The 22712-nt window shown below is 38.8% G+C and carries 20 protein-coding genes; 16 read left to right on the top strand and 4 right to left on the bottom strand.

All coding sequences use genetic code 11. The features are described from left to right. Window positions 1–5: 5 nt before the first annotated feature. A complete protein-coding gene (locus tag QUE18_RS10090; RefSeq protein WP_008391685.1) occupies window positions 6–1031 on the bottom strand; it encodes a branched-chain amino acid aminotransferase in 1026 nt (341 codons plus the stop codon). 118 nt (window positions 1032–1149) lie between these two features. Then, a complete protein-coding gene (locus QUE18_RS10085) occupies window positions 1150–2208 on the bottom strand; it encodes a glycoside hydrolase family protein (RefSeq protein ID WP_009203039.1) in 1059 nt (352 codons plus the stop codon). 226 nt (window positions 2209–2434) lie between these two features. Between QUE18_RS10085 and QUE18_RS10080 the strand changes: the two genes are divergently transcribed. Both QUE18_RS10080 and QUE18_RS10075 read left to right on the top strand, forming a co-directional pair. Then, window positions 2435–4390: a fructose-bisphosphatase class III gene (locus tag QUE18_RS10080; protein ID WP_009203038.1), complete on the top strand. Its 1956-nt coding sequence runs from the start codon at window positions 2435–2437 to the stop codon at window positions 4388–4390. Window positions 4391–4474: 84 nt separating this feature from the next. Further along, window positions 4475–6151, top strand: a complete 1677-nt coding sequence (locus tag QUE18_RS10075) for a S8 family peptidase (RefSeq protein ID WP_009203037.1) — start codon at window positions 4475–4477, stop codon at window positions 6149–6151. Between the two features lie 15 nt (window positions 6152–6166). Here the strand turns inward: QUE18_RS10075 and QUE18_RS10070 are convergent, their stop codons facing one another. Further along, window positions 6167–7483, bottom strand: coding sequence for an oligosaccharide flippase family protein (locus QUE18_RS10070; protein ID WP_009203036.1), 1317 nt, complete (start codon window positions 7481–7483; stop codon window positions 6167–6169). A 135-nt stretch (window positions 7484–7618) separates the two neighbouring features. Here QUE18_RS10070 and QUE18_RS10065 point away from each other — a divergent pair, with 135 nt between their 5' ends. The 14 genes from QUE18_RS10065 (at window position 7619) to QUE18_RS10000 (ending at window position 18262) form a co-directional block, all read left to right on the top strand. Next, a complete protein-coding gene (locus QUE18_RS10065; protein ID WP_008391664.1) occupies window positions 7619–8068 on the top strand; it encodes an RrF2 family transcriptional regulator in 450 nt (149 codons plus the stop codon). Window positions 8069–8079: 11 nt separating this feature from the next. Next, window positions 8080–9264 carry a cysteine desulfurase NifS gene (gene nifS, locus QUE18_RS10060; protein WP_009203035.1) on the top strand — a complete coding sequence of 395 codons (1185 nt, stop codon included), beginning with the start codon at window positions 8080–8082 and terminating at the stop codon, window positions 9262–9264. A 74-nt stretch (window positions 9265–9338) separates the two neighbouring features. Continuing rightward, window positions 9339–9776: a Fe-S cluster assembly scaffold protein NifU gene (gene nifU / locus QUE18_RS10055; RefSeq protein ID WP_008391662.1), complete on the top strand. Its 438-nt coding sequence runs from the start codon at window positions 9339–9341 to the stop codon at window positions 9774–9776. Between the two features lie 9 nt (window positions 9777–9785). After that, complete coding sequence (mnmA, locus tag QUE18_RS10050; RefSeq protein WP_009203034.1) at window positions 9786–10877, top strand: tRNA 2-thiouridine(34) synthase MnmA; 1092 nt, start codon at window positions 9786–9788, stop codon at window positions 10875–10877. 87 nt (window positions 10878–10964) lie between these two features. After that, window positions 10965–11834: a DUF368 domain-containing protein gene (locus tag QUE18_RS10045; protein WP_039862537.1), complete on the top strand. Its 870-nt coding sequence runs from the start codon at window positions 10965–10967 to the stop codon at window positions 11832–11834. 249 nt (window positions 11835–12083) lie between these two features. Further along, window positions 12084–12764 carry a response regulator transcription factor gene (locus tag QUE18_RS10040; RefSeq protein ID WP_009203032.1) on the top strand — a complete coding sequence of 227 codons (681 nt, stop codon included), beginning with the start codon at window positions 12084–12086 and terminating at the stop codon, window positions 12762–12764. After that, entirely contained in the window at window positions 12761–14245 is a 1485-nt protein-coding gene (locus QUE18_RS10035) for a sensor histidine kinase (protein WP_040343928.1), read from the top strand. The genes QUE18_RS10040 and QUE18_RS10035 overlap by 4 nt, the downstream gene beginning before the upstream one ends. A gap of 139 nt (window positions 14246–14384) precedes the next feature. Beyond that, the gene (locus tag QUE18_RS10030; protein WP_009203029.1) at window positions 14385–15176 is read left to right on the top strand and encodes an SIR2 family NAD-dependent protein deacylase; all 792 of its coding nucleotides are present in this window, start codon (window positions 14385–14387) and stop codon (window positions 15174–15176) included. Between the two features lie 9 nt (window positions 15177–15185). Further along, entirely contained in the window at window positions 15186–15791 is a 606-nt protein-coding gene (hisH, locus tag QUE18_RS10025; protein ID WP_009203028.1) for an imidazole glycerol phosphate synthase subunit HisH, read from the top strand. A gap of 12 nt (window positions 15792–15803) precedes the next feature. Beyond that, entirely contained in the window at window positions 15804–16565 is a 762-nt protein-coding gene (hisF, locus tag QUE18_RS10020) for an imidazole glycerol phosphate synthase subunit HisF (RefSeq protein ID WP_009203027.1), read from the top strand. Between the two features lie 192 nt (window positions 16566–16757). Next, complete coding sequence (locus QUE18_RS10015; protein WP_009203026.1) at window positions 16758–17015, top strand: type II toxin-antitoxin system HicA family toxin; 258 nt, start codon at window positions 16758–16760, stop codon at window positions 17013–17015. Next, complete coding sequence (locus QUE18_RS10010) at window positions 16999–17361, top strand: type II toxin-antitoxin system HicB family antitoxin (protein ID WP_008391651.1); 363 nt, start codon at window positions 16999–17001, stop codon at window positions 17359–17361. The genes QUE18_RS10015 and QUE18_RS10010 overlap by 17 nt, the downstream gene beginning before the upstream one ends. 147 nt (window positions 17362–17508) lie before the next feature. Further along, window positions 17509–17835 (top strand): hypothetical protein, encoded by a 327-nt coding sequence (locus QUE18_RS10005; RefSeq protein WP_009203025.1) that lies wholly within the window; start codon window positions 17509–17511, stop codon window positions 17833–17835. 19 nt (window positions 17836–17854) lie between these two features. Next, a complete protein-coding gene (locus QUE18_RS10000) occupies window positions 17855–18262 on the top strand; it encodes a C-GCAxxG-C-C family protein (protein WP_009265149.1) in 408 nt (135 codons plus the stop codon). Between the two features lie 118 nt (window positions 18263–18380). On the opposite strand, the gene QUE18_RS09995 is transcribed toward QUE18_RS10000, so the two are convergent. After that, the gene (locus QUE18_RS09995) at window positions 18381–22598 is read right to left on the bottom strand and encodes a 2-hydroxyacyl-CoA dehydratase (protein ID WP_009203023.1); all 4218 of its coding nucleotides are present in this window, start codon (window positions 22596–22598) and stop codon (window positions 18381–18383) included. Between the last annotated feature and the right edge of the window lie 114 nt (window positions 22599–22712).

Below are 22712 nucleotides of genomic sequence, written 5' to 3'. Positions count from 1 at the left end.
AAGTCTTATTTAATAACCTTGATCCATCCTTCAGGGGCTTCAATATGACCCATCTGGATTCCTGTTAAAGTATCGTATAATTTCTGGATGACAGGTCCCATCTTTTCCATTCCGCTTGGGAAGCAGATTTCATTACCGTGATCATAAATCTTTCCTACTGGAGAGATAACTGCGGCTGTTCCACATAATCCACATTCAGCGAAATCTTTGACTTCATCAAATAATACTTCACGTTCTTCGACTTCAAGTCCAAGGTATTCTTTGGCTACATAAACTAAAGAACGACGAGTGATAGATGGAAGGATACTGTCAGATTTAGGTGTTACAACTTTACCATCTTTTGTAATAAAGATGAAGTTAGCTCCACCTGTTTCTTCTACTTTTGTTCTTGTTGCTGGGTCAAGATACATATTCTCATCAAATCCCTGACGATGAGCTTCCATGATTGGGTAAAGGCTCATAGCATAGTTTAATCCGGCTTTGATATTACCTGTTCCACGAGGAGCAGCACGATCATAATCACTGACACGGATAGTAATAGGTTTAGCTCCTTCTTTGAAGTATGGTCCTACTGGTGTAGTAAAGATACGGAACTGATATTCATTTGCTGGTTTTACACCGATCACAGGATCACTTCCGAACATATAAGGACGGATATATAATGTAGCACCAGAACCGAAAGGTGGTACGAATGCTTCATTCGCTGCAACGACTTTCTCAATCGCTTCTACAAATTTATCTTCAGGGAATACAGGCATCTCAAGTCTTCTGCATGAATCTGCCATACGGCTTGCATTTAAGTCAGGACGGAATACAACGATATGTCCATCTTCTGTTGTGTAAGCTTTCATTCCTTCAAAACATGTCTGAGCGTACTGTAATACACCGGCACATTCAGAGATTGTGATGTTGGCATCTGTTGTTAATTCACCTTCATCCCATGCTCCATCTTTGTAATTAGCTACAAAACGGTAATCTGTTGGCATATAACCGAAACCGATGTTAGCCCAGTCGATATTTTTCTTTTCCATAATATTAATGCACTTCCTTTTATTCGTATTGTAGAGTCGTTAGCCAGTCTATGGATGGTCGGCTAAAAATTCTTATTGCTAACAGTTTACACCTGAATATTTATAACGTCAAGAGATTTTATGCATCGTAACCATGAATGTTTTTCACCGATGGACCATATGTGAGTCCAACACCCTGAGAGCTGTTTGGCCCTTTTGGATATCCAATACCACTGTAATAAATATAATAAATTCCATTTTCCACAAAAAAGCTGCTACGGTAAATACCACGGTTGTCCCATGCTTTTTCCTTTTCAGATGGTTTTAAGATCGTAATACATTTCTTAAAATCATGCTCATTTTTGGATGAAGTATAATAAAGATTCATTTCCCGGTGCCTATGCCCTTTGTAGAAGGCAACGACGAGCATTTCATAGCCTTTCTCTGTATGAATGACATCCAGATGCCAGCTTCGAAGTCTGTCAGATGGATATTTTAACTGAATCGTGCTTGGAGTTGTCCAATGAAAACCATCTTTACTTTCACGGTATAAAACAGGGAATTTTCTTTTACAGTTGACAGTCCACATCTTATATCGTCCGTTTTCATAAATGATCGCCGGACTTAGAATACGATCAGTGCGTGCATCGGAAACCAATACATTCTGAGCTTTACTCCAGTGGATACCATCGGTTGTTGTACGTTTCATGATCTTATCGATCCTGGTACGATTATCGACTTGGCGCCAGTAACATTCTAAGGTGTCGATATCTTTTCTATATACAAGATGGGTGTCTGAATTATACTGTTTGTCAGGGTCTTCAAATGGGGTCAATGGATCAAGTGAAACAGCTTTTCCCTCTCCTTCAAATGGCTTCCAATGAATCCTGTCATTGGAGACACAGACGTGTGGATTTTCTTTTCGCTGATCTGCACCTGGATATGGAGTGTATGCCATCCAATAGCGATAGCCGTTCCATGGTTTTTCAAAGTTTAAGACTTTTGGGTGAAATGCCTGATCATCACCGTAAGAACTGATGATATCAAGTTTTGATCTGCAAAGTTTCCTCTCCCAAGAGGCACTTGTTTTGGCAGGTTTATCAATTTCTGCCTGTGTGTTTTTTGGTGCACAAGAAGATGTGATGATCAATAAAGCTAAGATCATCACCAGTGCAATGCTTTTGTTCTTTTTTAACATAATCTCCTCCTTATTGTAAGTAGCCTGTGAAGATCAAGGACAGTAAATATGGAAATTTACATAAATTTTACCTAGGCTGTTTACAGTATAACATAAGAAACAGCCTTGTTTTCATAAAAGTATAATAATTAAGGAAAATGAAAGAAAGTTATTGGGAAAGTATGAAAAATAATGCTATAATATTACAGAACAATCAAAAAAGCGTAAACGAAAGGGGAGCCTTCTCATGGACCAGATGAAGTATCTAAAGGAACTGGCAGTGCGTTATCCAAATGTCGCAGCTGCTTCAACAGAGATCATCAATCTTCAGGCAATCTTGCATCTTCCCAAAGGAACAGAGCATTATGTTTCTGATGTTCACGGCGAATATGAGAAATTCAGCCATATCATAAGGAATGGATCAGGAGCGATCCGAAGCAGGATTGAAGATGAATTTGGGAATACACTGACAACAAAGCAAAAGAAAAATCTGGCATCAGTTATTTATTATCCGGAGCAGAAGATGGATTTAATGGAGGAAGAATTACCAAAGAATTTCCTTCTTGAATGGCAGCATGATACGATGGTACGTCTGGTTCATGTTGCAAGATCAGTCGGGAATAAATATACAAGATCAAAAGTAAGGAAAGCAATGTCACCAGAATTTGCCTATGTGATGGAAGAATTGATGGTAGAACACCGGAGAGCTGATAAGAAACGCTATGTAGAGCAGATTCTTGAGACGATCATCACGACAGGAAGGGTCAGACAGTTTATTGCAGCGATGGCCCATCTGATCCAGGATCTGACGATCGATCATCTGCATGTGATCGGAGATATTTACGATAGAGGATCTGGTCCACACAGGATCATGGACTGCATCATGAAGACAGTGAATGTTGATATTCAGTGGGGAAATCACGATATTTTATGGATGGGAGCTGCATCTGGGCACCGCGCATGTATTTGTAATGTTGTAAGAATCTGTGCAAGATACAATAATCTGGATGTTTTGGAAAATGGTTATGGCATCAATCTGATCCCGCTGGCAAGATTTGCATTGGAGTGTTACAAAGATGATGAATGTGAATTATTCCATGCATCTGGAGAAGTGGATGAGAGTAATATCCGAGAAGAAGAATTGAATAAGAAGATGCACAAAGCCATTGCGATCATGCAGTTTAAAGTAGAAGGTCAATTGATCAAACGCCGTCCAGACTTTTTGATGGATCAAAGATTACTATTAGACAAGATCGACTATGAAAAAGGAACGATCACATTAGATGGAAAAGAATATGAATTAAAAGATAAGAATTTTCCAACGATCGATCCAAATGATCCATATAAATTGACCAAAGAAGAAGAATATGTGATGGAACATCTGGTAACTGTATTTAAATACTGTGCTTATCTTCAGGAACATATAAGATTCTTATTTGCAAAAGGACACTTATACAAGGTATTCAATGGAATGCTTCTATATCATGGCTGTGTACCGCTAAACGAAGATGGAACATTTCGTGAAGTAGAGATTGAAGGAAGAAAGTACGCAGGGAAAGAACTTTATGACGTCTTAGAACATCTGGCAAGACAGGGCTATTATGAGGAAAAAGACATGAAAGCCAGAAAATATGGACAAGACATCATGTGGTTCATCTGGTCAAATGAAAACTCACCAGTCTACGGAAAAGCAAAGATGGCAACGTTTGAGCGCTATTTCTTGGACGATGCAGATCTTAAGAAAGAAAAGAAAGACTATTACTATCAGTGGTATGAAAATGAAGCAGTGATCAACCAGATCTTAGAAGAATTCGGATTAGATACATCGACAGGCAAGATTGTAAACGGGCATATGCCAGTAGCAGTAAAGAAAGGCGAAAGCCCGATCAAATGTGGAGGAAAGCTATTTGTCATTGATGGTGGATTCTCGAAAGCATATCAGAAGACAACAGGGATCGCAGGTTATACCTTAGTGTCTAATTCTTACGGATTAAAACTCGTAGCACACGAACCATTTGTATCAAGAACTATAGCGATCAGAGAGGAAACAGATATCCATTCAGATACGATCGTTATTAATAAGGTAACGAAACGTAAATGTGTTATGGATACTGATAATGGCAAGGCACTACAGGAGAAAGTGGCAGATCTTGAACAGTTATTATGGGCTTATCAGAAGGGACTTATTACGGAGCGTATTTAAATTAATTTTCATAAATTGTATCATACACATAGATTAACAGATGGAAATTGGGTGCATAAACTATAAAAAACCTGAGGTATTCCTATGCTATGTGAAAATGCAGCCCAGAGTAATGATTATTTTGAATTTATCGGAGAATATAGTGGAGTTCTCGACTATGTAAAAGAAGAATTCAACACAGAATGTATTACAGTGATCGATCAGAGATTCGCGATCGCATATGTAAAAAAGAACGGACGGACATCCATATATGGACAAAATTATCCATATAATACGATTCCACGTTGTTTCGGTCTGATGGACACACAGATGTTAGAAGATGTCGGAGTAGCGCAAGTCAGAAGGAGTACCTTGGATCTTTATGGAAATGGTGTTTTAGTTGGAATGATCGATACAGGGATCGACTATGAACATCCAGCATTTCGCTATGAAGATGGCAGCAGTAAGATATATTCTCTCTGGGATCAGACAATAGAAGGTGACCCAGAAGATACATTTCTGGGATATGGGACAGAATATACAAAAGAACAAATAGAAGAGGCACTGAAAAGCGACGTGCCACAGCAGAAAGTACCATCGAAGGATGAATCCGGACATGGTACTTTTTTAGCAGGTTTAATTGCTGGAAATGAGGATAACGAAACAGGATTTTCAGGAATTGCTCCGAATGCAGGATTGATCGTAGTGAAATTAAGAAAAGCAAAAGACTATTTGAAAGAATATTACTGTATTGATCCAAAATACGAAGCATATGCAGAAACAGACATCATGCTGGCAGTTCACTATATCGATCATATTGCAGAACAGTTGCAAAGACCGATCGTCATATTCTTAGGCATTGGCACCAACCTGGCATCTCATCTTGGAACAGGACCATTAGACCAGTATCTGTCAGGCAGAGCGATGCTTCGGGGAGTCGCAGTTGTTACAAGCGCTGGAAATGAGGGGCAGGCAAGACATCATTACAGTGGTCAGGTTTCACAAAATGATGAAAAAGTAGAAGTCAAAGTTGGAGAATCAGAGTATGGATTTGCAATGGAACTATGGGGATTAGCTCCGAACCGCTATTATGTAGATATTGAGTCACCATCAGGACAGAAAACAGGTAGGATACAAGGTGGGTTAAGCGGGCAAAGATATGTAACATTTTTATTAGAAAAAACAAGGCTGATCGTAGAATACTTTACGGTAGATACATCTGCAGGAGCTCCAGTTATCGTTATGAGATTTCAAAATCCGGCACCAGGAATCTGGAACATCTACGTCAGTGACGATGGAGTAGGAAATCGTGAATTTGATCTGTGGCTTCCAATCACAAACTTTATCAGCGAAGATACATTTTTCTTGGAATCCACACCATATAATACACTGGTAGCACCATCAAATACAGGATTGCTGATATCTTGTGGAAGTTATAATTCCAACACAGGAAGCCTCGCGATCGACAGTAGCAGGGGATTTCCAAGAAATGCGGTTAAACCAGATTTTACAGCACCAGGAGTAGAAATTCTAGGACCATTACCAAGGAAACGCTATGGCAGAAAATCGGGAACGAGCGTTTCAGGAGCAATTACCGCGGGTATAGCAGCATTGATGTTAGAATGGGGGATCGTGCAGAAAAATGATATGCAGATCAATACGACAAGAATTAAAAATTATCTGATCCGGGGAGCAAGGAGAGATCCGGAAAGGATCTATCCAAACAGAGAATGGGGGTACGGTCAAGTGGATCTGTATGAGACATTTTTGGGAATTCGGTAACAGCTATTTTCCGACTCATACATGCAGCATTACTTTTCGATAATTAGCGAAGCATAGAAACAAACAGCTAAGAAACAGTCCCCACAAATACCCGTTCACTCCATACAAAGGAATCGCGAATAAAATAAAACAAATCTGGATCACAAGAGATACACTGTTATGGAGCAATGTATCTTTTGTTTTTCCAAGTCCATTTAATATGGTAGATAAGATGGAAGAACAATACAAAAACGGACATAAAAAAGACAATGATCTTAAATACTTTCCGCAAAGAGGATTATGAAAAAAGAAATTTCCAATCCAGGGTCCAAAAACAAAGAATCCGCCAAAAGCTCCAATTCCAAGAAATGTACAAAAGATAAGAGGTAAGATCGCACAACGTCGAAGATAAGAGGGATCGTTGTGAGTTTTGGCAGCAGAAATCTTAGGCAGAAGCATCAAAGATAATGCATTGGTGATCGTAGAAGGAAACATGATAAAAGGCAGTGCCATGCCGCTTAAGATGCCATAGATCTCGACGCTGCGGTAACGATTTCCATAAAAACGATATAACATCATTGGGATCATAATACTTTGCACACTCTGTAATAAGGTGACAGAAAAACTATTCAAAGTCAGTGGGATCCCAAGGGATAACAGTTCATGAAATACAGAAAGTTTTGATGCAGAAAGAGTAGACTTTGACAAGCTGTCAGCAGACTTTTTGTGTAAGAAATAGAAGATCAGAGTAAAGAAAAATGAAACAATTTCTCCAACAGCCATTCCACAGACAGCGAGAAAAGCAGGAACTGGCATTTTCTCTATCATGAATACAGAAAGTAAAAAGATAGAGGATACCCTTGAAATCTGTTCCAGACACAAAGAAAAAGCAGGAACACCCGAATTCTCAATTCCAAGGCAGTACCCATGAATACAGTTTTTGATCCCGACAAATGGAAGAACAAGAACAGCAAGTCTCAGGCATGGTACACAGCTTGGTTCATGAAGAAAAACTGAACAGATCAGTTCTGCATACCAAAATACAAAGAAGGAGAAAATGATACAAAGGCACAGTGTAAGAATGATCGTAATGCGAAGTACATAACGAGCAGCATTAATATTTCCCGTAGCTTTTTTCTCAGCAGTGATCTTAGAAAGTGCGATTTGAAATCCCTGAAAACAGACAGCAAACCCAAGGAGATAAACAGGAAAGATCAATTGATAAATTCCAATCTGATGTGCACCGATCACGCCTGCCAGAAATATTCTATTATAGAAGCCGATGAGTCTTGAAAAAAAATTAGAGAGTGTTAAGATCACAGTTCCGCAAATAAACGGGCTTGCCTTTTTCATAGGAAATACCAGCCATTTTTAATTATTGTATGAAATAAAAAAAAAAGATATGACAAATAATGTTGACATAAGATACATGCTTTGTTAAGATAACAAATGAAATCCGAGTTATATAGTCGGGATTGAGGTGAGAGAATGAAATTATCGACAAAAGGACGCTATGGATTAAGAGCGATGGTAGACATTGCGGTATACAGTCAGGACAGCCCGGTACCAATCAGTGCGATCGCAGAGAGACAGAATATTTCCGTCAGATACTTAGAGCAGTTATTACCTAAACTGAAGAAAGCAGGGATCATCAAAAGTATTCGTGGAGCACAGGGTGGATATATGTTAGATAAAGATCCAAAAGATATTTCGGCAGGAGATATCTTAAGGACTTTGGAAGGAGATTTAACACCGATCGACTGTGCAGCATTTACCGGAGATACATCGACTTGCAGCGGCACAAAATTCTGCGTGACCAAGACAGTTTGGAAACGAATCAATGACAGCGTTCAGCAGGCGGTTGATTCGATCACTTTACAAGAATTGATGGAAGAATCAATCGAAATACATACCAAATATGATCAAGAAGAAAGGTAGGAATCATAATCATGGAAAAGAAAATCATTTACTTAGATCATGCTGCTACTACAGCAACAAGACCGGAAGTTGTAGATGCAATGCTTCCTTATTTTACAGAAAACTTCTGGAATCCATCCAGTGTATATACACCAGCATTAAATAACCGTAAAGTTGTAGACGAATCAAGAGAAACGATCGCAAGATCACTTGGAACAACAGCAGAGAATATCTACTTCACAGCAGGTGGTTCTGAATCTGATAACTGGGCATTGAAATGTACAGCAGAAGCTTATGCAAACAAAGGAAAACATATCATCACAAGTAAGATCGAACATCATGCGATCCTTCATACATGTGAATATCTTGAGAAAAAAGGATTTGAGATCACATATATTGACGTTGATGAGAACGGAATCTTAAAATTAGATGACTTAAAAGCAGCGATCAGACCAGATACGATCTTAATCTCTGTGATGTTTGCAAACAACGAGATCGGAACGATCCAGCCAATTAAAGAAATCGGAGCTATCGCAAAAGAACATGGAATCTTATTCCATACAGATGCAGTTCAGGCATATGCTCAGATTCCGATCAATGTAGATGAATATAATATCGATATGTTAAGTGTCAGCGGACACAAATTCGGTGGACCAAAGGGAATCGGATTCTTATATATCAGAAAAGGATTAAAACTTCGTTCTTTCATTCATGGTGGAGCACAGGAAAGAAAAAGACGTGCCGGAACAGAGAACATCACAGGTATCGTAGGAATTGCAAAAGCAGTTGAGATCGCATTTGCAACAATGGATGAAAGAATCAAGCATGAGACAGAAGTCCGTGACTATGCGATCAAGAGAATCCTGGCAGAAGTTCCATACTGCCGTTTAAATGGAGATGCACAAAAGAGAGTACCAAACAACATCAATATCAGCTTCCAGTTTATCGAAGGAGAATCTTTACTGATCATGCTTGATATGGCAGGAATCTGTGCATCCAGTGGATCAGCATGTACATCAGGATCCTTAGATCCATCTCATGTACTGTTAGCTATTGGACTGCCTCATGAGATCGCTCATGGATCACTTCGTATGACGATCGGAGAAGAAACAACAAAAGAAGATATGGATTATGTTGTAGACAATATCAAAGAGATCGTGACAAAATTAAGAACAATGTCACCATTATATGAAGATTTTGTAAAGAAAAATAATTAAGAGGTTTTCCATAGAGGAAAATAATGAAAATAAAATTTCAGTAGAATTTATAGATAAGATCAGGAGGAATCATAATGTACAGTGAGAAAGTAATGGATCATTTTCAGCATCCAAGAAACGTAGGAGAAATTGAAAATGCCAGTGGTGTGGGAACAGTTGGTAACGCAAAATGTGGAGATATCATGAGAATCTATTTAGATATCGATGATAATGGAATCATCCAGGATGTTAAATTCAAGACATTTGGATGTGGAGCAGCCGTTGCAACAAGCAGTATGGCAACAGAGCTTGTCAAAGGAAAGAACATTCAGCAGGCATTAGAAGTAACAAATAAAGCGGTTATGGAAGCATTAGATGGACTTCCACCAGTGAAAGTTCACTGTTCTTTACTTGCAGAAGAAGCAATTCACGCAGCATTATGGGATTATGCTGAGAAAAATGGTATCAAGATCGAAGGATTAGAAAAACCTAAAACAGATATCAGTGAAGGTGAAGAAGAAGAGGAATACTAGGAGGCAGTTGTGAAAGAAAAAGTCGTGGTTGGAATGTCAGGAGGCGTTGATTCATCCGTTGCGGCATATCTCTTAAAGAAACAGGGATACGATGTGATCGGTGTGACAATGCAGATCTGGCAGGAAGAAGATGAGTTTGTTCAGGAAGAGAATGGAGGATGCTGTGGACTATCAGCTGTTGATGATGCAAGGCGTGTAGCACAGATGATCGGAATTCCTCATTATGTCATGAATTTTAGAAAAGACTTCAAAGATAAAGTCATTGACTATTTCTGTGAAGAATATTTAAATGCAAGAACTCCAAATCCATGTATCGCATGCAACCGTTATGTGAAATGGGAGTCCTTATTAAAGCGTTGCTTAGACATTGGAGCAGACTATATTGCAACCGGACATTATTCACAGATCACAAAGCTTGATAACGGACGTTATGCATTAAAATGTTCTAAGACACAGAAGAAAGATCAGACCTATGCATTATATAATCTGACTCAGAATCAGCTTTCTAAAACACTCATGCCGATCGGGGCATACACAAAAGATGAAGTCAGACAGATCGCAGAAGAGATCGGACTGTTAGTTGCCAACAAGCCTGACAGTCAGGATATCTGCTTTGTAGATGATAACTATGGCGAATTTATCGAAGAGACGACTGGAACAAAGATTCCAAAAGGGAAATTTGTAGATCCAGAAGGCAATGTCTTAGGAGAGCATAAAGGGATCATTTACTATACAGTAGGACAGAGAAGAGGTCTTGGATTATCCTTGAAGAAACCAGGATATGTCATCAAAGTAGACAAAGATACGAATGAAGTTGTAGTCGGAGACAAACAGGATCTGTTTGCCAATGTTTTATATGGAAATAAAGTAAACTGTATGTCTGTACCAGAGTTTGAAGATGGTATGAAACTGATGGCGAAGATTCGATATAATAGTCCGGAAGTCCCTTGCAGAGTCTATATGACAGGGGAAGATGAAGTAAGAGTTGTCTTTGATGAACCACAGAGAGCGATCACGCCAGGACAGGCAGTCGTATTCTATGATGGAGACATTGTTGCTGGAGGGGCTACGATCCTTCGTGCAGCAAATGAAAATATGTGAATTTTATTTCATACTTTCTTCTAAAAAAAAGTTATGTTACAATACAATGTGTTGTATATTAAACACATAACAGGAGAAAGAGGTAGTATGCTAAATTTTATCAGAGGATTTTGTATGGCATTAGCTGATAGTGTTCCGGGTGTATCTGGTGGAACGGTTGCGTTCTTACTTGGTTTTTATGACAAGTTTATCATGTCACTCGATTATTTGATGTCAGGAACAAAAGAAGAAAGAATTGAAGCAATTAAGTTTTTAATAAGGATTGGCATTGGATGGGTCGTTGGAATGGGAGCAGCAGTTTCTGTTCTGGCAAGTATTTTTGATGACAGGATTTATGAGATCAGTTCTTTATTCTTAGGACTTATCATTTTTGCAATTCCGATGATCTGCAAAGAAGAGAAAGATTCATTAAAAGGAAAATACCAGAATATCATCTGGGCAGTGATTGGAGTTGTACTTGTTGCAGCAATCACATACTTTAATCCAGTATCTGGAAAAGGAATCAGTGTTAGCGTGGAACATTTAAATATCGCATTGGTTGTTTATATCTTCGCAGTAGCGATGGTAGCAATCTCAGCAATGGTACTTCCAGGAATTTCAGGATCAACAATGCTTCTGATCTTTGGGTTATATGTTCCAGTGATCACAGCACTCAAAGAAGTGATGCATCTTCATTTGTCTTACTTCCCAGTCATAGTGATCTTTGGACTTGGAGTTTTGACAGGAATCGCACTCGTGATCAAACTGATCCGCCGTGCATTGGAGAACCATAGAAGTGCGATGATCTATTTTGTTATCGGAATGATGATCGGTTCTTTATATGCGATCGTTATGGGACCAACAACACTGGAGAATACAAAAGCAGCGATGACACTTCATACGTTCCATCCAGTATTCTTTATTATCGGTATTGTGATTGTCTTCGGTCTTGAGAAGATCAAAGCGATCGCAGAATAATACGAACAATTAAATGATACAAAAGTATCATGATCATAAAAGAAGTTTTGCAGGAATTTATCTGTGAGACTTCTTTTTTTGATATATTTTGTGAAGAGATGATGATCGTAAATTCATGATAAACATTCACAGTTTTGACATAATCCTATGATAGAATAAAGTCAACAAAATAAGAAGGATGTTTCTTTTTTATAGGAAAGAAATATAAATAAATGGTATGAGAAAATAAGATTAGGAGGAAGATACAAGGTGAATGAATTAAAGATATTAGTTGTGGATGATGAAAGCAGAATGCGAAAGCTAGTCAAAGACTTTCTGACAAGAGCCGGCTATCAGGTGTTAGAAGCACAGGATGGTGAAGAAGCGGTTGATACCTTTTATTCTACAAAGGGAATCAATCTGTTAGTATTAGATGTTATGATGCCGAAGATGGACGGATGGGAAGTTGTCAAAGAAATCCGTAAAGTATCTAAAGTTCCGATCATCATGCTGACGGCAAAAGATCAGGAACAAGATGAACTTCTTGGATTTGAACTTGGAGTGGATGAATATATTTCCAAACCATTCAGCCCAAAGATCTTGGTTGCCAGAGTGGAAGCCATTTTAAGAAGAACGGTTCAGACAGAAGGTGAACAGATAGAAGCTGGCGGAATTGTCATGGATGTTGGGGGACATCATGTCTCTATTGACGGAAAAAGCATCAATCTGAGTTACAAAGAATTTGAATTATTACAGTATTTTATGTCCAATCAAGGAAGAGCCCTTACAAGGGAAAGTATCTTAAATCAGGTATGGAACTATGATTACTTTGGAGATGCAAGAACGATCGACACCCACGTAAAGAAATTAAGAAATAAACTTGGTGAAAAAGGTTCTTATATTCATACGATCTGGGGAATGGGATACAAATTTGAGGTTGAAGAGAATTGAGAAAGAAATTATTAAAGAACCGTTCAGTCAGAGTCAAGATGACATTGATGCTGATCATTATCATGACGTCGGTGATCTTATTATCAGTACTGATCAATCTTACTATGTTGAAGACATATTATACTGTGAAGGAAAAGAAGACGATCAAAGAATCCTATTACCAGATACAGAAAGTTTTTCAAAAAGATACGGTACGGAAGAATGATGTGGATGAGATCGCGAAGACTTATAATTACAGGGTTTTGATCAGTGATGGATCAGGAACGATCGTTTATAGTTCTGAAGGAGAGAAGAGCTTGATGTATAAAAGCCTTTGGAACATTTTAAATGAAAATCTTGACAAGATCAGTAACCAGATCAAGAAGCAAGGTTATGCAGTTATGACCAATACCAATAAGAGTATGGGAACAAGCATCAATCTAATGGGCTATCTGGATGGCGATTATACAGTGATCATAAGTACACCGATGGAAAGTATCCAGACAAGTGCCAGATTATCCGGACAGTTTACGATGTATGTTGGACTGATCTTGATCATTTGCGGCGCAGTTGCGATGTATTTATACAGCCGCCAGTTTACAAGACCAATTGAAGATATGGCCAAGGCCGCGAATCAGATGTCACATTTAGATTTTGATGTGAAAGTGCCAACAGGATCTGATGATGAATTAGGACGACTTGGAGCCAGTATCAATGAGTTATCATCTAAATTGGAATTCACCATTTCAGAACTGAAAACAGCGAACAATGAACTGCAAAAAGATATCGAGCAGAAAGTTCAGATTGATGAGATGCGAAAGGAATTCTTATCCCATGTATCCCATGAATTAAAGACACCGATCGCACTGATCCAGGGATATTCGGAAGGATTGAAAGACAATATCTTAGATGATGAAGAAAGCAAAGAGTTCTATTGTGACGTTATTGCAGATGAAGCAAAGAAGATGAACCGTATGGTACAGAAACTTCTGACACTGAATCAGATTGAATTCGGAAATAATCAGGTCAATATGGAACGATTTGATATCACAGAAATGATCCGCAATATGGTAGAATCAAGCAAGATCCTTGTGGAAAAGCAAGAAGTCAAGATTATATTTGATGAGCCAGAGACTCATGTGTGGGCAGATGAATTTATGATCGAAGAAGTTGTGAACAACTATCTGAGCAATGCCAGAAATCACGTAACAGACGGTGGAATCATCAAAGTCAGCTATTGTCGTCATGGAAATGACGTAAGGATCAAAGTATTTAATACGGGAGACCATATTCCACAGGAAGATATTGATAAATTGTGGGTAAAATTCTATAAAGTCGATAAAGCAAGAACAAGAGAATACGGTGGAAGCGGAATCGGATTGTCTATCGTAGAAGCAACGATGAAAGCACATGGCAAAGATTATGGAGTTGCCAATGTAGAAGGTGGTGTAGAATTTTACTTTGATGTGGAATCTGCGGATTCTGAATCTGTACAATGTTAAAAAAGCATTTTCATTGTGTTGTGTATGGAAGTAAAAATGCTACAGACAAAGAAATGAGTTTTGTGGTATGATAGATAAATAGTGTAAGCAAAAAGAAATCAGTGTAAACTGGTTTCTTTTGGATAATAGGATAAAAAGGATGAAAAGAAATATGTTAAAAGATTACAAAGAACAGATTCAGGATGCAGACCTTGTATTAGTGGGGATCGGACGAGAATTGCGTGCAGACCGTGTGATCGATTTCAAGAAAGTGATCACAAATGAACATTACCAGAATCTCATCGATAAAGAAGATGAAGATTCCAAATGGATGAGAACTGTTTACGAGAGAGAGTATTTATTATCCATGAAAGAGACAGATCTGTTTAAAGAATTAGAAGAAGTTTTGGAAGGAAAAGAATATTTCGTAGTGACGAGTAACGATGATGGATTATTGTATCATACCCATTTAAAGAAAGATCACGTGACAGCACCATGTGGAAACGGAGATTTCTTCCAGTGCAGTGCACCATGTAATGAGCAGCTCTATCCTGCGAACTTAGGACTTAGAGATTTGATCGACTATTATGAAAAAACAGGAAAGATCGAACATCTGGAATGTCCAAAATGTGGAAAACAATTGATCTTTAATGTCCGCACAGAAGAGACAAAATCTATCTATATCGAAGGAGCTTACTTAAATTCATGGGCAAGTTACACAAAATGGTTGCAAAACACTTTAAATAAAAAGCTTTTTATATTAGAATTAGGAGAAGGTTTTGAAGTTCCAAGTTTGTTCCGCTGGCCTTTTGAGAAGATGGCATTCTACAATGAGAAAGCAACGTTCGTAAGAGTTCATCATTCACTATACCAGATCGGAAAAGAGATCAAAGAAAAAGGAATCGGGATCAAGATGGACAGCCGTGACTTTTTAAACATAGCACACGAATAGGAGGCACCTATGATAGCGATTATTGATTATGATGCAGGAAATATCAAAAGTGTTGAAAAATCACTCAATTATCTTGGAGAAGAAGCAATCATCACAAGAGATCACGATGAGATCGTAAACAGCGATAAAGTGATTCTTCCGGGAGTTGGAGCATTTGCAGATGCGATGGAGAAGATCCGTCATTATGGATTAGAAGAAACGATCCATGAAGTTGTAGAGAAGAATATTCCATTTTTAGGAATCTGTCTTGGGTTACAGCTGATGTTTGAATCCAGCGATGAAGGACCGGGAGTCAAAGGACTTGGATTATTACCTGGAAAGATCTTAAGAATTCCAAAGAGTGGAGATTTAAAGATTCCACATATGGGATGGAATAATATCAAAGTCAAAGAAGATTCAAGATTATTCAAAGGACTGCCAGAGAATCCTTATGTATATTTTGTACATTCTTACTATCTTCAGGCAGACGATGAAGATATTGTAGCAGCAACAACCGAATATGGTGTGGAGATTCACGCAGCAGTAGAGAAAGACAACATCTTTGCCTGCCAGTTCCATCCAGAAAAGAGCAGCACCGTAGGATTACAGATTTTAAAGAACTTCGTTTCACTATAGGAGGAATTGGCTATGCATACAAAGAGAATTATCCCATGCTTAGATGTGAAAGCAGGACGCGTCGTAAAAGGTGTCAATTTTGTCAATCTGATCGATGCCGGAGACCCGGTAGAGATCGCAGCAGCATATGACAAAGCAGGTGCAGATGAACTTGTATTCTTAGATATCACAGCATCATCCGATGCAAGAAATATCATGATCGATATGGTAAGAAAAGTCGCAGAAAAGGTATTTATCCCATTTACAGTCGGTGGAGGAATCCGTACCGTTGATGATTTTAAGGCAATCTTACGAGAAGGAGCAGATAAGATTTCCATTAACTCCTCAGCGATCAATACCCCAGATTTGATCAATGATGCTGCAGACAAATTCGGAAGCCAGTGCGTTGTTGTAGCGATTGATGCCAAACGCAGAGCCGATGGAAGCGGATGGAATGTATACAAGAACGGTGGAAGAATCGATGTAGGCTTAGATGCTGTAGAATGGGCCATGGAAGCAAACCGCCGCGGAGCAGGAGAGATCCTGTTAACAAGCATGGACTGTGACGGAACGAAAGCAGGATATGACAATGAACTGACAAGAATCATTGCAGAGAATGTTGATATTCCAGTGATCGCATCTGGTGGTGCGGGGAATAAAGAACATTTTTATGATACATTGACAGAAGGAAAAGCAGATGCAGCATTGGCGGCTTCACTGTTCCATTTTAATGAATTGAAGATATCTGATCTGAAGGAATATCTGGATCAGAGAGGGATCAGTGTCAGAAGATAGAATTACATCATTTGGTGATAAGGAAAGAAGACTCTTTTTTGTGAGGAGTCTTCTTTTTTAATACAATGTTATTGTAAAATATTGACAGGAATAAGCGAATGTGTTTTAATTACATAAAATGCAAATATTTACATAAATAAAATATTGACACCAAATACGACACCAAATATAATAAAAGAAAGGAAGATACAAATGTCAAAATGGGATAAACTAATCGCACGTATTTGCAATTTGTCGAAGGATCTTCGATTTACACAATTACAAAAGGTATTAGAAACTTATGGGTATAGGATGGATGCCCCAAGAAGTGGAAGTAGTCATTATACATTTAGAAAACAAGGGAAAAGTCCAATTACAATACCAAAGCATGAACCAATTAAAAAAGTATATGTAGAAATGGTAAGAAAGGTTGTAGAAAGCGAGGAAAGAGAAAATGAAAACGCTGAATGAGTATATGAGTATGTCATATAAGATGGAAATCATAGAAGATCAAGATGAAGGTGGGTTTGTAATATCTTATCCTGATTTACCAGGTTGTATTACATGTGGAGAAACAATAGAGAGTGCAATGCAGAATGCAAAAGATGCAAAAAGAGAGTGGATCAGAGCAGCATTGGAAGAGGGAATAGAAATTTATGAACCAGATAGCTTGGAAAATTATTCTGGACAATTCAAATTAAGAATACCACGAAGTCTACACAGATCATTAGCAGAACATTCACAGAGAGAAGGAATTAGTATGAATCAATACTGTGTTTATTTACTTTCGAAAAATGATGTGATGTATTCAAAATAGTATGAATGATTAAGGAAAGAAGTAGAATTATAGAAAACCAAGACAGCCAAAGGCAAAGCAAGAAAGCATCCTCTATACCGTTGGGCAAGACTGATCGCCGCAACGACATGGGAAGAGGTTGCGCAGGAATCAGCAGGTAATAGATATATGGAAAGGATACAAGAAGAAATGGTAAAGATGAGCCAGGACGAACGGGACAGATATCTATATTTGAGAGAAGCGATGGCAGCGAGTGACAGAGTGAGTCAGATGCAGAGTGCGGAAAACCGTGGAAGAAAAGAGGGAATTTATCAAGGAAAAATTTTAACTCAGATTTCGATGATTCAGAAGAAAGTGAAAAAAAATAAGAATCTTGAGCAGATAGTCGATGAATTAGAAGAACCAATGGAAGAAATAAAACCAATCTATGATCAAGTAAAACAACATCCAGACAAAACAGCAGAAGAAATTTACAATCTAATTAATAATGAATAAAAATCGGAGGACATTACAAATGAGTATCAAAACAGACAAAGCAGCACAAAACCACCAGAAAGGCTACAACTGTGCCCAGGCAGTTGCCTGTGCATTTGCTGAAGAAATGGGAATCGACGAATCCATCATTTTCAAGATGATGGAAGGTCACGGATTAGGAATGGGCTGCATGGAAGGAACATGTGGAGCGATCACAGGAGCCGTTGCAGTCATCGGTGCCATAAAAAGCTGTGGAGACATCGAGAAACCAGTTTCCAAGGCAGCAACCTATAAACTATCAGGAGAGCTTGTAAAACGCTTTCAGGAGAAGAATCAAGCAACAAAATGTAAGGACCTAAAAGGGATTGAAACAGGAAAAGTCTTAAGATCCTGTCCAGGCTGCATTGAAGATGCAACAGCCATTCTGGAAGAAATTTTAGCAGAATGATCTAACTGAAATAGAAAGAAACAAACAAGAAGCCATGTTACAAGCATAGACAAGATTTATCTATGCCGGAACATGGCTTCTTTTTATTAGCATTTGATTCTAAACAATAGAAAAATAACTATTTATTCATATTCTTCTCAGCCGCAGAAAGCATCAGCTTAATACGGTTGATCTGGTTAACCTCACTAGCTCCTGGATCATAGTCGATCGCCACGATGTTCGCATCAGGGAAGGCCTGACGGATTTCTTTGATAACACCCTTACCAACGACATGGTTCGGTAAGCATGCAAATGGCTGTGTACATACGATATTTGGAGCACCGCTGTGAATCAGTTCAACCATCTCACCTGTTAAGAACCAACCCTCACCAGTCTGGTTACCGATTGATACGAATGGTTTTGCATATTCTGCAAGGTCTTTGATATATGCAGGCGGCTCAAAACGGTTACTCTTGGCTAGCTCTTTGCGAAGAGTCTGACGATAACGCTCTACAACCCAGATTGCGGAGTTGCTGACGATCGCAGATTTCTTGGATTTACCAAGATAACGGTATTTGAAGTTACTGTTGTAGAAGCTGTACATGAAGAAGTCTAACAGATCAGGTACAACAGCTTCCGCACCTTCACGTTCCAGAAGTTCTACTAAGTGATTGTTTGCATCTGGAAGGAATTTTACAAGGATCTCTCCAACGATTCCGACACGAGGTTTCTTGATATCCTTTAATGGAATGCGGTCGAAGTCACGAATGATTCCACGGATATTCTTCTGGAATGTATAGAAGTTACCTTTGGCAATATCACGTTTACATTTAGCAGCCCATTGTCTGTGTAATTTGTTGACAGAACCAGGTTTTACTTCATAAGGACGTGTATGATAAACCGTTCTCATAAAGACATCACCATAAACGATCGCCTGAACTGCTTTGTTTAATAAACCAGGTGTAAAGCTAAATCCACTGTTTTTCTCGATTCCCTGGGCACTTAAACCAACAACAGGAACATAACCGTAACCAGCTTTTTCAAGTGCACGGCGGATAAAACTGATATAGTTTGTTGCACGGCATCCACCACCTGTCTGGGAGATGACAAGTGCGATCTTATGAGGATCATATTTACCAGAAAGCAATGCGTTCATTAACTGTCCGATAACGATCAGAGATGGATAGCAGGCATCATTATTTACATACTTAAGACCTGTGTTAACATCTTCCATACCACCCTGATTTAAAACTTCAACGTTATATCCACAAGACTGCAGAGCAGGCTCTAAGAATTCAAAATGGATCGGAGACATCTGAGGAACTAACAGTGTATAGTTCTTACGCATCTCTTTTGTAAATTCTACACGTTTGATCGCTGGAGATACAGGTTTTGGTTCGATCTTATGTTTTTTACGGACACGGACAGCACTGATCAGTGAGCGGATACGGATTCTTGCCGCTCCAAGGTTATTAACCTCATCAATCTTTAATACTGTGTAGATACGTCCGGATTTTGTTAAGATATCTTTCACTGTATCAGTTGTAACAGCATCCAGTCCGCAACCGAAAGAGTTTAACTGAATGACTTCTAACTGTTTATTTGCTTTTGCATAGTTTGCTGCAGCATAGAGTCTGGAATGATACATCCACTGATCCTGTACGTTTAATGGACGTTCAACCTTTGATAAATGAGAAATAGAATCCTCAGTTAAAACAGCAATTCCATAAGAGTTGATCAATTCTGGAATACCATGGTTGATCTCAGGATCGATATGATATGGACGACCACATAGAACGATACCAGTTCTTCCAGTTTCAGCAAGGTAAGCAAGGACTTCCTCACCCTTATTCTGGATATCTGTACGAACCTGTGAAAGTTCTGCATAAGCTTTATCAACAGCGTGATTTATTTCGTCAGCAGCCAAATGATACTGAGCTTCTAATTCCTCAAATAAACGGGATTTTAAAGCTTCTTCATTATCCAGTGCTAAGAATGGATTCATAAAGTTGATATGCTCTGTTGCAAGTTCTTCCATGTTATTTTTGATATTTTCTGCATAGGAAGTAACGATCGGGCAGTTATAATGGTTGTTTGTACCTTCCATCTCGTCACGTTCATAAGGAATACAAGGGTAGAAGATATCCTTGATTCCCTGTTTGATCAGCCACATCACATGACCATGGGCTAATTTTGCAGGGTAACATTCAGATTCACTTGGAATAGATTCGATACCTAACTCATAAATCTTACGAGAAGATTCAGGAGATACCACAACTTTAAATCCAAGATCCGTAAAGAATGTATACCAGAATGGATAGTTCTCATAAATATTTAAAACTCTAGGGATACCAATGACTCCACGAGTGGCTTTCTCATCAGATAAAGGTTCGTAGTCAAAGGTACGATGAAGTTTGTAATCGTAAAGGTTTGGAATATTTTCAGCATTCGGTTCTTTCCCAATACCACGTTCACAACGGTTACCAGTGATATAACGGCGTCCGTTAGAGAACTTATTGATCGTTAACAGGCAGTGATTTGTGCAGCCTTTGCATCGTGTCATGGAAGTATCAACACTCATCGCAAAGATTTCTTCTAATGGAAGCATAGAAGTTTCCATACCATCTTCGTAACGTTCTCTCGCAATCAGTGCGGAACCAAAGGCACCCATGATACCTGCGATATCAGGTCTTACAGCATGACATCCGGAGATACGTTCAAAGCTTCGAAGAACCGCATCATTATAAAATGTACCACCCTGTACAACGATATGTTTTCCAAGGTCAGATGGGTCTGTTAACTTAATAACTTTATATAAAGCATTCTTGATCACAGAATAAGCAAGACCAGCAGAGATATCTCCGACAGTTGCACCTTCCTTCTGTGCCTGTTTTACTTTAGAATTCATAAATACCGTACAACGTGAACCAAGATCGATCGGATTCTGTGCTGTTAAAGCAACTTTGGCAAATTCCTGTACAGAATGATTTAAGGATTTCGCGAAAGTTTCAATAAATGAACCGCATCCAGAAGAACATGCTTCGTTTAACTGTACATCATCAACAACTCCATTTTTGATACGGATACATTTCATATCCTGACCACCGATATCAAGGATACAGTCCACATCAGGATCAAAGAATGCAGCTGCATAGTAATGTGCGATCGTCTCAACTTCTCCAAAGTCAAGATTTAAGGCAGCTTTTACAAGATGTTCTCCGTATCCTGTGGAACAGGAAGATACGATATTAGCTGTCTTTGGCATCTGTGCGTCAATCTCATGAAGCGCTTCAACAACGGCGTGAAGAGGACTTCCGTTATTGTTATTGTAGTAGCTGTAAAGAAGTTCTCCATCCTCACCAGCTAAAGCAACTTTTGTTGTAGTGGAACCGGCATCGATCCCTAAGTAACAATTTCCTTTATATGTAGCAAGATCTCCACGTTTCACAACATGACGGTTATGATCTTTTACGAAATTTTTATATTCTTGTTCACTCTTAAATAAAGGCTCTAAACGGTCAACTTCCTGCTGAAGTTCAATCTTCTTCTCAAACTGTTTTAAAAGATGTTCAAAATCAGTTGTAACTTCCTCTTTAGCATTCAGAGCAGCACCGACAGCTGCAAATAAATGAGAGTGTGTAGGAGCGATGATCTCATCATCTTTTAGGTTTAATGTACGGATAAATGCTTCTTTTAATTCTGTAAGGAAATGAAGAGGTCCTCCGAGGAAAGCAACATTTCCACGGATCGGTTTACCACATGCAAGACCACTGATCGTCTGGTTTACGACTGCCTGGAAAATAGAGGCAGCAAGGTTTGGTTTTGTAGCACCTTCGTTGATCAGGGGCTGGATATCTGTTTTGGCGAATACACCGCAGCGGGCTGCGATCGGATAGATCGTATCATAATCTTTCGCATATTCATTTAATCCGCCAGCATCTGTTTGTAATAAAGAGGCCATCTGATCGATAAATGATCCGGTACCACCGGCACAGACACCATTCATACGTTGATCGATCCCATTTGTGAAATAAATGATCTTAGCATCTTCACCACCAAGCTCAATGGCAACATCTGTCTGAGGTGCATAATCCTGAAGTGCACTTGATACACAGACAACTTCCTGACAGAATGGAATATCTAAGTAAGAAGAAATGGAAAGTCCTCCGGAACCGGTAACGGTTGGAGCAAATGTCATTTCCCCAATCTGGTCTTTTGCCTTTTTTAATAAGGAAGATAAAGTTTCCTGAATCTTGGCAAAATGTCTCTGATAATCAGAGAAAAGTATATTATGTTGTTCGTCGATGACAGCGACCTTGACTGTCGTTGAGCCAATATCAATTCCTAATCGTTTCATCTTCTCGTATACCTGCTTTCTATAAAAGTACTATAATTTCAAGCGTTAAAATAATGTTAAAAAAACATATCTGTCCAATATACATGGACATTATATCTATTATAATCATTTTCA

Origin of the sequence: Anaerostipes hadrus ATCC 29173 = JCM 17467, from assembly GCF_030296915.1 — a bacterium.
Lineage (GTDB): Bacteria > Bacillota > Clostridia > Lachnospirales > Lachnospiraceae > Anaerostipes > Anaerostipes hadrus.
Note: the sequence above shows the minus strand (reverse complement) of the source record. Positions and strands in the feature narration are given on the sequence as shown.

What these genes read in the sequence shown, in the direction of transcription:
- QUE18_RS10090 (WP_008391685.1), bottom strand. Translation starts at nt 1,031, where the DNA reads ATGGAAAAGAAAAATATCGACTGGGCTAACATCGGTTTCGGTTATATG.
- QUE18_RS10085 (WP_009203039.1), bottom strand. Translation starts at nt 2,208, where the DNA reads ATGTTAAAAAAGAACAAAAGCATTGCACTGGTGATGATCTTAGCTTTA.
- QUE18_RS10080 (WP_009203038.1), top strand. Translation starts at nt 2,435, where the DNA reads ATGGACCAGATGAAGTATCTAAAGGAACTGGCAGTGCGTTATCCAAAT.
- QUE18_RS10075 (WP_009203037.1), top strand. Translation starts at nt 4,475, where the DNA reads ATGCTATGTGAAAATGCAGCCCAGAGTAATGATTATTTTGAATTTATC.
- QUE18_RS10070 (WP_009203036.1), bottom strand. Translation starts at nt 7,483, where the DNA reads ATGAAAAAGGCAAGCCCGTTTATTTGCGGAACTGTGATCTTAACACTC.
- QUE18_RS10065 (WP_008391664.1), top strand. Translation starts at nt 7,619, where the DNA reads ATGAAATTATCGACAAAAGGACGCTATGGATTAAGAGCGATGGTAGAC.
- nifS (WP_009203035.1), top strand. Translation starts at nt 8,080, where the DNA reads ATGGAAAAGAAAATCATTTACTTAGATCATGCTGCTACTACAGCAACA.
- nifU (WP_008391662.1), top strand. Translation starts at nt 9,339, where the DNA reads ATGTACAGTGAGAAAGTAATGGATCATTTTCAGCATCCAAGAAACGTA.
- QUE18_RS10045 (WP_039862537.1), top strand. Translation starts at nt 10,965, where the DNA reads ATGCTAAATTTTATCAGAGGATTTTGTATGGCATTAGCTGATAGTGTT.
- QUE18_RS10030 (WP_009203029.1), top strand. Translation starts at nt 14,385, where the DNA reads ATGAAAAGAAATATGTTAAAAGATTACAAAGAACAGATTCAGGATGCA.
- hisH (WP_009203028.1), top strand. Translation starts at nt 15,186, where the DNA reads ATGATAGCGATTATTGATTATGATGCAGGAAATATCAAAAGTGTTGAA.
- hisF (WP_009203027.1), top strand. Translation starts at nt 15,804, where the DNA reads ATGCATACAAAGAGAATTATCCCATGCTTAGATGTGAAAGCAGGACGC.
- QUE18_RS10015 (WP_009203026.1), top strand. Translation starts at nt 16,758, where the DNA reads ATGTCAAAATGGGATAAACTAATCGCACGTATTTGCAATTTGTCGAAG.
- QUE18_RS10010 (WP_008391651.1), top strand. Translation starts at nt 16,999, where the DNA reads ATGAAAACGCTGAATGAGTATATGAGTATGTCATATAAGATGGAAATC.
- QUE18_RS10005 (WP_009203025.1), top strand. Translation starts at nt 17,509, where the DNA reads ATGGAAAGGATACAAGAAGAAATGGTAAAGATGAGCCAGGACGAACGG.
- QUE18_RS10000 (WP_009265149.1), top strand. Translation starts at nt 17,855, where the DNA reads ATGAGTATCAAAACAGACAAAGCAGCACAAAACCACCAGAAAGGCTAC.
- QUE18_RS09995 (WP_009203023.1), bottom strand. Translation starts at nt 22,598, where the DNA reads ATGAAACGATTAGGAATTGATATTGGCTCAACGACAGTCAAGGTCGCT.